Annotated in this window: 11 protein-coding genes; 3 read left to right on the forward strand and 8 right to left on the reverse strand. The window is 69.8% G+C overall.

Features of this window, described 5'->3' with window-relative positions; genetic code table 11:
- Positions 1-33 precede the first annotated feature (33 nt).
- Together ACIPVB_RS01155 and ACIPVB_RS01160 are read right to left on the reverse strand one after the other, a co-directional pair.
- A complete protein-coding gene (locus ACIPVB_RS01155; RefSeq protein ID WP_400366230.1) occupies positions 34-2,199 on the reverse strand; it encodes an ABC transporter ATP-binding protein in 2,166 nt (721 codons plus the stop codon).
- Entirely contained in the window at positions 2,196-3,923 is a 1,728-nt protein-coding gene (locus ACIPVB_RS01160) for an ABC transporter ATP-binding protein (protein ID WP_400366232.1), read from the reverse strand. Before ACIPVB_RS01160 ends, ACIPVB_RS01155 begins: the two co-directional genes overlap by 4 nt.
- 162 nt (positions 3,924-4,085) lie before the next feature.
- Here ACIPVB_RS01160 and ACIPVB_RS01165 point away from each other — a divergent pair, with 162 nt between their 5' ends.
- The gene (locus ACIPVB_RS01165) at positions 4,086-4,679 is read left to right on the forward strand and encodes a hypothetical protein (protein ID WP_400366234.1); all 594 of its coding nucleotides are present in this window, start codon (positions 4,086-4,088) and stop codon (positions 4,677-4,679) included.
- Positions 4,680-4,795: 116 nt separating this feature from the next.
- Here ACIPVB_RS01165 and ACIPVB_RS01170 read toward each other — a convergent pair whose 3' ends face one another.
- The 5 genes from ACIPVB_RS01170 to ACIPVB_RS01190 form a co-directional block, all read right to left on the reverse strand.
- Positions 4,796-5,230: a heat shock protein transcriptional repressor HspR gene (locus tag ACIPVB_RS01170; RefSeq protein WP_400366236.1), complete on the reverse strand. Its 435-nt coding sequence runs from the start codon at positions 5,228-5,230 to the stop codon at positions 4,796-4,798.
- A 90-nt stretch (positions 5,231-5,320) separates the two neighbouring features.
- Positions 5,321-6,301 (reverse strand): DnaJ C-terminal domain-containing protein, encoded by a 981-nt coding sequence (locus tag ACIPVB_RS01175; protein WP_400366238.1) that lies wholly within the window; start codon positions 6,299-6,301, stop codon positions 5,321-5,323.
- Between the two features lie 11 nt (positions 6,302-6,312).
- Entirely contained in the window at positions 6,313-6,927 is a 615-nt protein-coding gene (locus tag ACIPVB_RS01180) for a nucleotide exchange factor GrpE (RefSeq protein WP_400366240.1), read from the reverse strand.
- A 9-nt stretch (positions 6,928-6,936) separates the two neighbouring features.
- Positions 6,937-8,811, reverse strand: coding sequence for a molecular chaperone DnaK (dnaK, locus tag ACIPVB_RS01185; RefSeq protein ID WP_400366242.1), 1,875 nt, complete (start codon positions 8,809-8,811; stop codon positions 6,937-6,939).
- A 466-nt stretch (positions 8,812-9,277) separates the two neighbouring features.
- Entirely contained in the window at positions 9,278-11,020 is a 1,743-nt protein-coding gene (locus ACIPVB_RS01190) for a DEAD/DEAH box helicase (RefSeq protein WP_400366243.1), read from the reverse strand.
- Positions 11,021-11,148: 128 nt separating this feature from the next.
- On the opposite strand from ACIPVB_RS01190, the gene ACIPVB_RS01195 reads away from it, so the two are divergent.
- On the forward strand, positions 11,149-12,516 hold the full coding sequence (locus ACIPVB_RS01195) for an MFS transporter (RefSeq protein ID WP_400366244.1): 1,368 nt from the start codon (positions 11,149-11,151) through the stop codon (positions 12,514-12,516).
- A gap of 6 nt (positions 12,517-12,522) precedes the next feature.
- Here the strand turns inward: ACIPVB_RS01195 and ACIPVB_RS01200 are convergent, their stop codons facing one another.
- Positions 12,523-13,029 (reverse strand): MarR family winged helix-turn-helix transcriptional regulator, encoded by a 507-nt coding sequence (locus tag ACIPVB_RS01200; protein WP_400366246.1) that lies wholly within the window; start codon positions 13,027-13,029, stop codon positions 12,523-12,525.
- A 108-nt stretch (positions 13,030-13,137) separates the two neighbouring features.
- Between ACIPVB_RS01200 and ACIPVB_RS01205 the strand changes: the two genes are divergently transcribed.
- Positions 13,138-14,028 carry a MarR family winged helix-turn-helix transcriptional regulator gene (locus ACIPVB_RS01205; RefSeq protein ID WP_400366248.1) on the forward strand — a complete coding sequence of 297 codons (891 nt, stop codon included), beginning with the start codon at positions 13,138-13,140 and terminating at the stop codon, positions 14,026-14,028.
- Positions 14,029-14,073 lie beyond the last annotated feature (45 nt).

The following is a 14,073-nucleotide window of genomic DNA, read 5'->3' on the forward strand; positions in this document are numbered from 1 at the left end:
CATCCGGTGCACCCGCCGTCAAGAGCACGGGTGTCAGGGGCGCCTGTCGGCGACCGGGACGCCCTGGGCCGGCCGAGGCGGCCCGTCGACGCCCGCCGCCGCCGGCACCTCGGATGCCGCGGCCGCGAATGCCGAGACGACCTCGGCGTCGGCGGACGCGGGGGCCGGACGCGTCCCCCCGGGAGCGGTCGCCTCCTCGCCCTCGGCGTCGAGATCCGACGCCGCTTGCTCGAATTGCGAACGGTAGAGCCGGTAGTAGGCGCCCTCGGCGGCGATGAGCTCGTCGTGCGAGCCCTTCTCGACGATGTCGCCGTGCTCCATGACGAGGATGAGGTCCGCGTCGCGGATGGTCGAGAGTCGGTGCGCGATGACGAACGACGTCCGGCCCTCGCGCAGCGCCGCCATGGCCTGCTGCAGCAGCAGCTCGGTGCGGGTGTCGACCGAGGACGTGGCCTCGTCGAGGATGAGCACGGACGGCTGCGCCACGAAGGCCCGGGCGATCGTGATGAGCTGCTTCTCACCCGCCGAGACGTTCGCAGCGTCCTCGTCGAGGACGGTGTCGTAGCCCTCGGGCAGCGAGTGCACGAACTGGTCGACGCGCGTCGCCACCGCCGCCTCGACGATCTCGTCGTCGGTCGCGCTCTCGCGGCCGTAGCGGATGTTGTCGCGGATCGATCCCGCGAACAGCCACGGGTCCTGCAGAACCATTCCGGTGCGGGAGCGCACGTCGTCGCGACGCAGCTCGGCGATGTCCTGCCCGTCGATGAGGATGCGCCCACCGTCGAGTTCGTAGAAACGCATGATCAGGTTGACCAGCGTCGTCTTGCCGGCGCCCGTGGGTCCGACGATCGCGACGGTCTGCCCGGGCTCGACACGGAAGGACAGGTCGGTGATCAGGGGCCGCTCCGCGGTGTAGGCGAAACGCACGTTCTCGAACTCGATGACTCCGCGACCGTCGACGTGGGCGGGGGCGTCGGCGGCATCCGCCTCCTGCTCGTCGGCGTCGAGGAGCGCGAAGACGCGCTCGGCCGACGCGGTGCCCGACTGCACGACGGCGGCCATTCCGCCCAGTTGCGAGAGGGGCTGCGTGAACTGCTGGGAGTACTGGATGAAGGCCTGCACGTCGCCGAGGCGGATCTGGCCCCCGGCCACCATCAGCCCCCCGAGCACCGCGATGCCGACGTAGGTGAGGTTTCCGACGAACATCATCCCCGGCATGATCATGCCCGACAGGAACTGCGCGCGGAAGCTCGCCTGGAACAGCTCCTCGTTCTCGACCTCGAACTTCTCGCGGGCGTCCTTCTCGCGGCCGTACACCTTGACCAGCGCATGACCGGAGAAGGATTCCTCGACGCGGGCGTTCAGGCGGCCGACCTTCTTCCACTGCTCGCCGAACGCCTTCTGCGACTGGGGGCCGATGACGCCGAAGATGACGGCCATCAGGGGCAGGGAGACGAGGGCGACCAGGGCGAGCTGCCACGAGATCGTGAACATCATGATGAGCACGCCCACCACGGTGAGCACCGAGGTGAGTGCGCTCGACAGAGACTGCTGCATCGTCTGCGTGATGTTGTCGATGTCGTTGGTGACCCGCGAGATGAGCTCGCCGCGCTGCACCTTGTCGAAGTACGACAGAGGAAGGCGGTTGATCTTGGCCTCGACGTCTTCGCGCAGGCGCCACATGGTGCGGACCATGATGACGTTGATGACATACCCCTGGATCCACGACAGCAGCGACGACCCGACGTAGATCGCCAGCACGGTCACGACGACCGCGCGCAGGGCGTCGAAATCGACCCCCGCGCCGACCGAGAAGGTGTTCATGGCACCGACGATGTTGGCGATGTCGTCCTGACCGGCCGCGCGCAGCGCGTCCACCACCTGCGTCTGCGAGGTGCCCGCGGGGAACTGCTCGGCGAGTCCCCGTGACACCACGCCCTCGAAGATGATGTTGGTCGCCTCGCCCAGCACCTTCGGCGCGAGCACCGCGAGCACGACGCCGAGGGCGCCGGCCGCCGACACGAGCCCGAACGCCCAGGCGTGGGGGCGCAGCAGACCGATCAGGCGACGGAAGCTCTCGCCGAAGTTCGCGGCCTTGCCCGGTGCGACGCTGTCCCAGCTGCCGGAGTTCACCCGGGCCTGCTCGGCGAGCTCGAGCTCGGCGCGATCTTCGTCCGTGAGCGTGTCGGTGGCGCTCATGCCTCGACTCCCAGCTGCGATTCGACGATCTCGCGATAGGTGCTGCTGGAAGCCAGCAGCTCTTCGTGTGTGCCGACGCCGGCCATCCGGCCGTCCTCGAGGACGACGATGCGGTCGGCGCCGGTGATGGTGGACACGCGTTGCGCCACGACGACCTTCGTCACGTCGGGGAGCTCTTTCCACAGCGCCTGTCGCAGTCGCGCGTCGGTGCTCAGGTCGAGCGCCGAGAACGAATCGTCGAACACGAGCACCGCGGGGCGATGCACGATCGCCCGGGCGATCGCCAGACGCTGTCGCTGACCCCCCGAGACGTTGGTGCCGCCCTGCGCGATGCGCGCCTCGAGCCCACCGTCCATGGCCTCGACGAAGTCGCGCCCCTGGGCGATCTCGAGCGCCCGCCACAGCTCGTCATCCGTGGCCTCTTCTCGACCGAACCTCAGATTGGATGCCACGGTGCCGCTGAAGAGGAACGGACGCTGCGGAACGAGGCCGATGCTCTTCCACAGCACATCGAGGTCGGCCTCGCGCACGTCGACCCCGCCGACACGCACGGCGCCGGCCGTGACGTCGAACAGCCGGGGAAGCAGGGAGATGAGCGTCGTCTTGCCCGCTCCGGTCGAACCGACGACGGCGACGGTCTCGCCGGGCCGGGCGGAGAAGCTGATGCCGGAGACGACCGGCGACTCGGCACCGGGGTAGGCGAACGCGACGTCGTCGAACTCGACCGCGCCCGGGGCGGTCAGCACGGTCACGGGGTCCGCGGGCCGCTTCAGGGTGGAGTGACTGTCGAGCACCTCTCCGATGCGTTCGGCCGACACCGCCGCGCGGGGGATCATGACCGTCATGAAGCTGGCCATGAGCACGCCGCCGAGGATCTGCGCGACGTATTGGATGAAGGCGAAGAGCGTGCCGATCTCGACGCCGCCGGCATCGACCTGGATGCCACCGAACCAGATCACACCGACCACGGTCACGTTGAGCACGAGCATGGCGAGGGGGAACAGGAGCACGAACAGCGAGCCGACCTTGCGCCCGACCACGAGGATGTCGGTGTTGGCCTCTCGGAAGCGCTCTTCTTCGATGCGCTCGCGGACGAAGGCGCGCACCACCCGCACACCGGTGAGCTGCTCGCGCATGACCCGGTTCACCGCGTCGAGCTTGGTCTGGTAGCTGCGGAACAACGGCACCATGCGGGCGATGATGAGGCCGGCGATCACGAGGAGCGTCGGCACGGCGACGGCGATGAGCCAGCTCAGACCCACGTCCTGCTGCAACGCCATGATGATGCCCCCGATGGCCAGCAGGGGCGCGCTGACGAGCATGGTGGCGCCCATCATCGCCAGCATCTGCACCTGCTGCACGTCGTTGGTGTTGCGCGTGATGAGCGAGCCGGCGCCGAACTGCGACAGTTCGCGCTCGGAGAACCCGCTCACCCTCTCGAACACGTCGCGGCGGATGTCGCGGCCCGCCGCCATCGCAGCGCGCGCGGCGAAGTACGTCGCGATGATGGATGCCACGATCTGGCCCAGCGAGATGACGAGCATGACCCCGCCGCGCGACCAGATGTAGCCGGTGTCGCCCCGCGCCACACCGAGGTTGATGATGTCGGCGTTCAGGCGCGGAAGGTACAGCGTCGCCACCGCGGACGCGGTCTGGAAGACGAGGATGGCGAGCATCAACCAGCGGTAACGCGAGAGGTAGCGGATGAGGAGTCTGCCGAGCACGAAGTCCTCCGGGGAGTGCGACCGCGGCCGGGATGACCGCAGGATCCAGACTGGCACTAACCTCGGACACCGGCGACCCCCCGGCGCGCGGCGGCGTTCTCCCGTCGCGAACGCGGGGGTACGGCATCCGCTTCACAGGGGACGGATCGTAGGCTGTGGGGCATGTCCCGACTGCAGGCCGACGCCCCCGCCGACCTCTGGGTCGCCGTCACGGGCTCCCTCGGATTCCGCGGCCGCCGCCATCGCAAGGCCGCCATCGGCATGCTCCTGAGCCAGGCCCACCAGGTCAGCGGAGCCGCCCCGAAGCCCGGCGGCGGGGCCTTCGCGTGGATCCTCAGCCAGGCGGCACCTCTGCTGATGCGACGCGCGGCCGGGCGCGTGCTCGTCTGGGTCTGGAAGAGCGACCCCGAGCTGCTGGTCGTGATGGCCCAGCTGCAGGAAGCCACGCCGCAGCTGCGCACGGCGCGGGCGATGATGCCGATGGAGTACGACGACACCGAGTCCTTCCGCAATCCGCACCTCGGCGTCGGCGAGAAGCTCGCCATGCCGCTTCCGGCCGACGCGAAGACGCCCCCGTTCGCCACGTACACGTGGGACACCGGCTCGCACTTCGTGACGGTCACCGCCGTGTGCGCGGATCGGGAGCGCTTCGGCACCGTGATCGGCGCCGTCGATGACGTCGCCCGCACCCTGCGCGTCGTCGACGACCTGCAGGTGGGCGAAGCGCCGACGGTGCTGCGCATCGACCCGGCCTGAGGCGGGACCGGGTCACCGGCACCGGCGGCTGAACCCGTCGACGCCACCGGACGCACGACGCGTCCCCGTCCCGTCGAGAGCCCGGGGGACCTCGCGCGGCACGGACAGGCGCGAGGTCAGTCGTGCGGCCCGAGCGGGCGCCACAGCACGATGTCGGTCGCGCGGCGCACGCGCGCGCCGTGACGCAGCGTGACGACCGCCCCCGTCGACCCCGCCGCGAACACCCGCGCGCCGGGGCGCGACTGCCGCTCGGCCGACAGCTGACGTTCGAGATCGTTCACCCGACGGGCGAGCTCGTGCACACGCTCCTCGAGGGCCAGCAGGCGGGCGATGGCCGGCAGGCTCATGCCCTCGCCCGACAGGCGAGCCACCTCGCGCAGCTGCTGCACGTGGCGACTGGAGTACCGGCGCGAACCGCCCTGCGTCCGTGCGGGGACGACGAGGCCGAGCCGGTCGTACTGCCGCAGCGTCTGCGGGTGCATGTTCGACAGCTCCGCGGCGGCGGCGATGGCGAAGATCGGAGCGTCTTCGTCGATCTCTCTCTCGGACACGTCTTCACCTCTTTCGTCGTGCCGGTCGCGTCACCGGGTCTCCGGCATCCTGTCGTAGCGGATGCCGCGAGCCCCGGCGACGCGCATGGATTACCGCGCCTTCGACATCAGGTCGGCGCGGGGGTTCTCTTTCGGCTCGAGCGCCTGAAAACGCTCGAGGGCTTCACGCGCGGCGTCGTCCAGGTGGGCGGGAACGGCGACCTGCACCTCGGCGAGCAGATCGCCGTGGCCCTTCGTCGTCTCGATCCCGCGTCCCTTGACGCGCAGCACGCGCCCCGAGGGGGTGCCCGGTGCCACGCGCAGGCGCACCGGGTCTGCGCCCAGTGTGGGCACCTCGATGGTGGCTCCCAGCGCCGCCTCGGTGAAGGTCACGGGGACCGTCACGCGCAGGTTCAGACCGTCACGGCTGAACACCGGGTGGGGGCGGACGGCGACCGTCACCACGATGTCGCCGTTCTCTCCCCCGTCCGGAGACGGGCGTCCCCGGCCCCGCAGGCGGATCTTCTGCCCGTCCGAGACACCGGCCGGGATCTTCACCTTGAAGGGCACGTTGTCCTCACCCTGGAGGGTGATGGTCTCGCCCTTGGCCGCGGTGACGAAGTCGATCGTCGTGCGCGCGGTGACGTCGGCGCCCTTCTGAGGGCCGCCGAAGCCGCGGAAACCGCCCGTCGTCTGCCCGAATCGGCCCGAGCCGAAGCCACCGCCCTGCTGGTCGAACATCGAGAAGAAGTCGTCGAACCCACCCGAGGGGGCCTGACGCCCCTGCCCGAACCGACTGAAGACGTCGTCGAAGCCGCCCCCCGCACCGGCCCCGGGAGCCGAGAAGCGCGCCCCCGAGCCCATGGCCCGGATCTGGTCGTACTCCTCGCGCTGCTCGGGGTCGTTCAAGACCGAGTAGGCCTCGCTGATCTCTTTGAACTTCGCTTCGGCCTTCGCGTCTCCCGGGTTCGAGTCGGGGTGGTACTGGCGCGCGAGCTTGCGGTACGTCTTCTTCAAGTCGGCCGCGCTGACGCTCTTGTCGACACCGAGGACCTCGTAGAAGTCCTTGTCGAACCAGTCCTGACTCGCCATGGGTTCTCCTCTCAGGCCGGGACGGCGACGACGACCTTGGCCGGTCGCAATTCGACCGAGCCGAGGCGGTAGCCGACCTCGACGACCTCGAGGATCGTCGTCTCGGTCACCCCCGGGGTGGGGGCCTGGAAGATCGCCTCGTGCTGCTGCGGGTCGAACACGTCGCCGACGGCTCCGTACGACACCACACCGAGGCGCTCGGCCACGGCTCGCACCTTGTCGCCGATCGCCGCGAGGGGGGTGCCCTCGACGAGATCGCCGTGCTTGGCGGCGCGGTCGAGATCGTCCATGACGGGCAGCAGGCCCTTCACCGCCTCGCCCTTGGCGCGCTCGATCTCGCGCTCACGCTGCTCCTCGGTACGCCGACGGTAGTTGGCGTACTCGGCCTGCAGACGCTTCAGGTCGATCAGCAGCGAGGCCTCCTTGTCGGAGGAAGCCCCCTCTGCCGCTGCCTCGGGCGTCTGCTCGGCGCCGAGGATGTCGTCGATGGTCAGGCCATCGGCATCCGTCTCCGACGTCTCAGGCTGGTCGCCCGACGGCGCGGGGCCGGAGGTGTTCTCCTCCGGCCCCGTCTCGTCAGGACCGGCGCCCGAGCCCGTGGGCTGTTCGTCGTCCTTGTGTGCCATGGTCTCTGCTTACTTCTTGTTCTCGTCGGGGTTCTCGTCGTCGACGACCTCGGCGTCGATGACGTCTTCCTCGGGGTTCGGCGTCTCGCCGTCGCCCGGCTGACCGACGTTGGGGTCGGCGGGCTCACCGGCAGCCTGCGACGAGGCGTAGATGGCCTCGCCGAGCTTGCCCTGGCTGGCGTTCAGCTTGTCGAACGCGGTCTTGACCGCATCGTCGTCGTCGCCGGCGAGAGCCGTCTTGAGCGCGTCGACATCGCCCTGCACCTCGGTCTTGACCTCGGCGGGGAGCTTGTCGTCGTTCTCTTTGATCAGCTTCTCGATCGAGTACGACAGGGTCTCGGCCTGGTTGCGGGTCTCGGCGGACTCACGACGCTTCTTGTCGTCGGCCGCGTTCTCTTCGGCCTCGCGCACCATGCGCTCGATGTCCTCCTTGGGCAGCGACGAACCGCCCGTGATGGTCATCGACTGCTCCTTACCGGTGCCCTTGTCCTTCGCCGACACGTGCACGATGCCGTTCGCGTCGATGTCGAAGGTGACCTCGACCTGCGGGATGCCACGGGGAGCCGGGGCGATACCCGTCAGCTCGAAGGTGCCCAGCGGCTTGTTGTCGCGGGTGAACTCGCGCTCGCCCTGGAAGACCTGGATCGCGACCGACGGCTGGTTGTCGTCGGCGGTGGTGAAGGTCTCGCTGCGCTTGGTCGGGATGGCGGTGTTGCGCTCGATGAGCTTGGTCATGATGCCGCCCTTGGTCTCGATGCCGAGGCTCAGGGGGGTGACGTCGATGAGGAGGACGTCCTTGCGCTCACCCTTGAGGACACCGGCCTGCAGGGCTGCGCCCACGGCCACGACCTCGTCGGGGTTCACGCCCTTGTTGGCATCCTTACCGGTCTCTTTCTTGACCAGCTCGGCGACCGCGGGCATGCGGGTCGAGCCGCCGACGAGGACCACGTGGGCGATGTCGTCGACCTTGACGCCGGCCTCGCGGATGACGTCCGAGAAAGGCTTGCGGGTGCGGTCCAGGAGGTCCTTCGTCAGGTCCTCGAACTTGGCGCGGCTGAGGTTCTCGCTCAGCGAGACGGGGCCCGAGTCGGTCAGCGACAGGTAGGGCAGGTTGATGCTCGTCGACGTGGACGAGGACAGTTCCTTCTTGGCCTGCTCGGCCGCCTCCTTCAGGCGCTGCAGGGCGATCTTGTCGCCCGAGACGTCTACACCGGTGGTGTCCTTGAACTGCTTGATGAGGTAGTCCACGACGCGCTGATCCCAGTCGTCGCCACCGAGGCGGTTGTCACCCGAGGTGGCGCGCACCTGGATGGTGGAGAAGTCGTCGTCCTTGCCCACCTCGAGCAGCGAGACGTCGAAGGTTCCGCCACCGAGGTCGAAGACGAGGATGAGCTCGTCCTCTTTGCCCTTGTCGAGGCCGTAGGCGAGGGCCGCAGCGGTGGGCTCGTTGATGATGCGCAGCACGTTGAGGCCCGCGATCTCACCGGCCTCCTTGGTGGCCTGACGCTCGGCGTCGTTGAAGTACGCGGGGACGGTGATGACGGCATCCGTCACGCTGTCGCCGAGGTACTCTTCGGCGTCGCGCTTGAGCTTCTGCAGGATGCGGGCCGAGATCTCCTGCGGCGTCCACTTCTTGCCGTCGACGTCGAAGCTCCAGGTGGTGCCCATGTGACGCTTGACGCTCGAGATGGTGCGGTCGACGTTGGTCACGGCCTGGCGCTTGGCGGTCTCGCCGACGAGCACCTCGCCGTCCTTGGTGTAGGCGACGACCGAGGGGGTCGTACGGAAACCCTCGGCGTTGGCGATGACCTTGGGCTCGCCACCCTCGAGCACGCTCACGACGGAGTTGGTCGTACCGAGGTCGATTCCCACTGCACGGGGCATATGTGTCTCCTTGCTTGTGAGCGCAGCCGATGCCGCACTCGGGGTTCTGGTGAAAGTCTCTGCGCGGGTTGAGCCGCGATGACTCAAGGTTATCGAACGCTCCGCGGGAGGTCAAGGCGACTTGATATGAATCGGCTCAACTTCCGGATACCGCGAGAGGTGCGGCCTGCGACGCGAGGTGACGGCGCCGGTTCTCTGCGCGGCTTGCGTCGCGGGTTCGTGGCGCAGAGGTGCCGTGCCGGCGACGACGGACGGGACGGACCGGGGCGTCGAATGCGCCTCAGGTCGCACCGGGGCGCCGGGTGTGCATAGGGGCGGACCACAGACGCCCCGGTGCACAGAACACGCCCCAGAACACCGCGGGCCGGCGCCGTCACCCCGCGGCCCGCGGGGTAGCCCGTCCGCCGGGACGCGAGACGCCCCCGCGACCCGAAGGGCGGCGGGGGCGTCGAGAGGATGCCGGGACTCAGTCGCGATCGCGATCGCGGCGCTGCGGCCGGTCGCTGCGCTTGGCCGAGCGCCCGCCCGCGTCGAGGCGCAGCTCGATGAGCTGGCCCGAGATGCGCGTGTCGGCGAGACGGTTGATGGTGTCGTTCGACAGGTCGGCCGGAAGCTCGACGAGCGAGAAGTCCTGGCGGATCTGGATCGCCCCGAAGTCGTTGCGCCGCAGACCCCCCTCGTTGGCCAGCGCCCCCACGATCTGGCGCGGCTCGACGCGCTGGCGACGGCCGACGGCGATGCGGTACGTCGCGAAACGCCCACCGCTGCTGCGACGCTCGCCGCGATCGCCGCCGTCGCGGGAGTCGCGGGCCGGACGGTCGCGGTCGAAGCGCTGCTGCTGCAGCGTCTCTTCTTCGAGCAGCAGCGGGGTGTCGCCCTGCGCGACGACGGCGAGGGCGGCCGCCACGTCGGCTTCGGGGACGTCGTGGTGCTCGACGTAGTGCGCGACGACGTCCCGGAAGGTCGCGATCGCCGCGGTGTCCTCGAGGGCGGCGGTGATCGCGTCGTCGAAGCGGGTGAGTCGCGTGGCGTTGACGTCGTCGACGCTGGGCAGCGACATCTCGGTCAGCGGCTGCCGCGTGGCCTTCTCGATCGCGGTGAGCATGCGGCGCTCGCGCGGGGTGACGAAGCTGATCGCGTCTCCCGTGCGACCGGCACGACCCGTGCGACCGATGCGGTGCACGTACGACTCGGTGTCGATCGGCAGGTCGTAGTTGACGACGTGGCTGATGCGCTCGACGTCGAGACCGCGCGCGGCCACGTCGGTGGCGACGAGGATGTCGAGCTTGCCCGACTTGAGCTGGTTGACCGTGCGTTCACGCTGGACCTGGGCGATGTCGCCGTTGATCGCGGCGGCGGTGTATCCGCGGGCGCGGAGCTTCTCGGCGACCGTCTCGGTCTCGTTCTTCGTGCGCGTGAAGACGATCATGCCCTCGAAGTTCTCGACCTCGAGGATGCGGGTGAGCGCATCGATCTTCTGCTGGTACGACACGATCAGGTAGCGCTGGGTGATGTTCGCCGAGGTCGTGGTCTTGGTCTTGACCGTGATCTCTTCGGGGTCGTTCAGGTACTGCGCCGAGATGCGGCGTATCTGCGCCGGCATGGTCGCCGAGAACAGCGCGACCTGCTTGGTCGAGGGGGTGTCGGCCAGGATCGTCTCGACGTCCTCGGCGAAGCCCATCTTGAGCATCTCGTCGGCCTCGTCGAGCACGAGGAACTTCAGCTCGCTCAGGTCGAGCGTGCCCTTGTCGAGGTGGTCCATGATGCGACCGGGGGTGCCGACGATCACATCGACGCCGCGGCGCAGGGCCGACAGCTGCTGGCCGTAGCCCTGCCCGCCGTAGACCGGCAGCACCGAGACGCCCTTGATGTGGGCGGCGTACTTCTCGAACGCCTCGCACACCTGCAGTGCGAGCTCACGCGTGGGGGCGAGGACGAGCGCCTGCGGGTTCTTGTGACCGGTCTCCATCTGCGAGAGCACCGGCAGGGCGAAAGCGGCGGTCTTGCCTGTTCCGGTCTGCGCCAGGCCGACGACGTCGCGCCCCTGCAGCAGCACCGGGATCGTGGCGGCCTGGATGGCGGAGGGGGTCTCGTAGCCGACGTCCTTGAGGGCCTTGAGCACAGCGGCATCCAGTCCCAGATCGGCGAAGGTGAGCTTTTCGGGGGTGGTGTCCGCCTCGGCGGAGGGGACGGGGGTTTCGGATGCCATGACTCCACGGTAGTGTGCGCCGCCTGTGAACGAGAGCCGGGGTCTAACCTGAACCCGCGCGCCGACATCGGTGCGACCGCTTCCGACGTCGAACCGGCCGTTCACCGAAGGGCTCTACCGTGACCGACATGCCTGCTTCCGGCGCGACCACCACCACCGCCGGCCGCCGCCCCGTGCTCGCGTGGGCACTGTGGGACTGGGGGTCCGCGGCGTTCAACGCCGTCGTCACCACCTTCGTGTTCAGCACCTACCTCGGCAGTCAGCTCTTCGTCGACCCGGCGATCGTCGCCGCCGCGGGTGGGAACGACAAAGACCCCGCCCTCGTGCGGGCGCTCGCCGACAATGCGAGCCTGGTGGGCATCGCCCTGATGATCGCCGGCATCGTGGTCGCCCTCGTGGCCCCCGTGCTCGGCCAGCGCTCCGACGGGACCGGGCGCCGCAAGCTGTGGCTCGGGGTGAACACCGGGCTGGTCGTGCTGGCGATGGCGGCCATGGTCTTCGTCGAGGGCACGCCGCAGTACCTCGTCCTGGGTGCCACCCTGATCGCGGTCGGCAACGTGTTCTTCGAGTTCGCCAGCGTCAACTACTACGCGATGCTCTCGCAGGTCTCGACGCGCGAGAACATCGGCCGCGTCTCGGGCTTCGGCTGGGGCATGGGCTACGTCGGCGGCATCGTGCTGCTGCTCCTGCTGCTCGTTCTGTTCATCCAGAGCTTCGGCGTCGCGGATGCCGGTGGCCTGCTCGCCGTGACGACGGAGGGCGGTCTGAACATCCGCATCGCCGTGCTGGCCTCGGCGGTGTGGTTCGGCGTGTTCGCGATCCCCGTGCTGCTGCGCGTACCCGAGATCCCCGCGCGGAATCGCCAGGTGCGCGTCGGCTTTTTCCGCTCCTACGCGCTGCTGTGGAGGACGCTGCGATCGCTCTGGAGCGACAGCCGGCCCGTGCTGCTGTTCCTGGCGGCCAGCGCGGTGTTCCGCGACGGGCTGGCGGGGGTGTTCACGTTCGGTGCGATCATCGCCGCGCAGGTGTTCGGCTTCACCCCGACCGAGGTGCTGTACTTCGCCGTCGCGGCGAACGTGGCCGCGGGGATCAGCACCATGATCTCGGGCCGCCTCGACGACCGGTTCGGTCCGAAGCGGGTGATCGTCTGGTCGCTCGGTGCGCTCATCGTGCTGGGGGGATCGATCCTGTTCATCGGGACGTCTCCGGTGGTGTTCTGGTGCGTCGCCCTCGGTTTGAGCGTCTTCGTCGGCCCCGTCCAGTCGGCCAGTCGATCGTTCCTGGCCCGCGTCGCCCCCGAGGGCCGCGAGGGCGAGATCTTCGGCCTGTACGCCACGACCGGCCGCGCGGTGTCGTTCCTGGCACCCGGACTCTTCGCGCTCTTCGTCGGGCTGACCGGCGACACGCGCCTCGGCATCCTGGGAATCGTCGCGATTCTGCTCGCCGGCCTGATCCTGCTGCTCCCGGTCAGGGCCGACGCCGCCGTCATCCGCTGAGTCGACTCACTCGCGCGGCCAGGCGTCGGCGAACTTCGCTAGCAGGCGGGCGAACTCCCGGCTCTCGTCGGCGGTGAACGACTCAAGGGCGGAGCGCACGGCATCCCGTCGCCTCCCCCGGAATCCCGAGACCAGTCCCTCGCCCTCGGGAGTGAGCACCACGCGCGTGCGGCGGGCGTCGTCGGGGTCGGGCTCGCGCGCGACCAGGCCCATCTGCGCGGCCTGCTGCACGAGCCGCGAGGCCCGGGGCTGATCCACCCCGACGGCCTCGGCGATCTCGCTCACGGAGAGGGATCCGGATGCCGCGACCAGCGCGTCGAGCAGTCGCAGGCGCGCGGGTCCGCCGAAGCGCGCCTGCGCCGGATCGGCCCACGGCGGGGCGCCGCGACCCCAGGGTCCGCCGTGTCCCGCGTGCGGATGGTGGTGACCGTCCCCGGGGAACGGCGGCCTCGGGCGCCGGCCGCGCAGGCGCGCGAGGGCGGCGGCGATCTCGTCGGCGGGGTCGGTTGTCATGGGGAAATTTTACATGTCGCTTGACAAGCATCCGGAATGCATGTCACAGTACATTCATTGTCAGATGACATGTAATGGCGGGCCGCCCGCCGACGAAAGGACACCCCGATGAACACCCCTGACTCCCCCGACGACCCCCGCAGCCTCGCCCACCGCCTCACCTCGGTCGGACACGCACTGCACCGCCGCCTGTTCGCACAGCTTCGCGACAGCGGCATCCACCCGAAGACCGCGATGATCCTCGCGGCCGTGGACGGGCGCCTCGACGCGCCCTGGATCACCGATCGCCTCGCGCGCGGCGGCAAGCGGACCACCGCTCTCGCCGAACGCGGATGGATCGCCCGCACCGACGACGGCTGGACGCTCACCGACGAGGGTCGGGCGACGCTCGACCGGATCGACGCCGACCGCGCCGCCGTGCTCGCGGACGTACCGGCCGCAACCCTCGCCCAGCTCCGCGCGTCGCTCGACGAGATCGCCACGACGCTCGGCCTCGACGACGCGGACCACCCCGGAGCCGAACCCGGCCTTCGCCGCTTCGCCGGCGGACCCCGCGCGTTCGGATTCGGCCCCGGCCCGTTCGGGCCCGGCTCGGGTCGCGGCTTCGGGCCCGGCTCGCACGGCTTCGGGCCCGGCTTCGGACCCGGCTGGCGCGGCTTCGGGCCCGGCTTCGGACCCGGCGATCTCGGACCCGGCTCGCGCGGCGGATCCGGGCCCGGCTCGAGCGGCGACGGACCCGGCTCGCACGGCGACGTCCCCGACTCGCGCGGCGACGTTCCCGCGGAGGGACGGGAGCACGCCCGACACGACGGTGGCAACGCCCACCACGGGTTCGGCCCGCGCCACGGCGGGCACGCCGACGCGCACGACGACGGTGCGCCGGGTCGGCACGGCCGATGGCAGGGCCGCCGTCGCGAGGCGCGCGCGACCGAGCGGGCCTACGAACGCGGCTTCGACGCCGGGTTCGAGCGCGGCCGCGAGTCCGCGGCATCCGAGTGACTCTCCCCCCAGCCGATCGACCGCCGCCGCGTGCCGTCGACACCG

It is taken from the genome of Microbacterium sp. NPDC090007 (assembly GCF_044748345.1).
In the GTDB taxonomy this organism is placed as follows: domain Bacteria; phylum Actinomycetota; class Actinomycetes; order Actinomycetales; family Microbacteriaceae; genus Microbacterium.

Excerpts from the sequence above, each read along its gene's own strand:
- ACIPVB_RS01155 (WP_400366230.1), bottom strand. The coding sequence starts at position 2,199 with ATGAGCGCCACCGACACGCTCACGGACGAAGATCGCGCCGAGCTCGAG.
- ACIPVB_RS01165 (WP_400366234.1), top strand. The coding sequence starts at position 4,086 with ATGTCCCGACTGCAGGCCGACGCCCCCGCCGACCTCTGGGTCGCCGTC.
- ACIPVB_RS01175 (WP_400366238.1), bottom strand. The coding sequence starts at position 6,301 with ATGGCGAGTCAGGACTGGTTCGACAAGGACTTCTACGAGGTCCTCGGT.
- ACIPVB_RS01180 (WP_400366240.1), bottom strand. The coding sequence starts at position 6,927 with ATGGCACACAAGGACGACGAACAGCCCACGGGCTCGGGCGCCGGTCCT.
- dnaK (WP_400366242.1), bottom strand. The coding sequence starts at position 8,811 with ATGCCCCGTGCAGTGGGAATCGACCTCGGTACGACCAACTCCGTCGTG.
- ACIPVB_RS01190 (WP_400366243.1), bottom strand. The coding sequence starts at position 11,020 with ATGGCATCCGAAACCCCCGTCCCCTCCGCCGAGGCGGACACCACCCCC.
- ACIPVB_RS01195 (WP_400366244.1), top strand. The coding sequence starts at position 11,149 with ATGCCTGCTTCCGGCGCGACCACCACCACCGCCGGCCGCCGCCCCGTG.
- ACIPVB_RS01200 (WP_400366246.1), bottom strand. The coding sequence starts at position 13,029 with ATGACAACCGACCCCGCCGACGAGATCGCCGCCGCCCTCGCGCGCCTG.
- ACIPVB_RS01205 (WP_400366248.1), top strand. The coding sequence starts at position 13,138 with ATGAACACCCCTGACTCCCCCGACGACCCCCGCAGCCTCGCCCACCGC.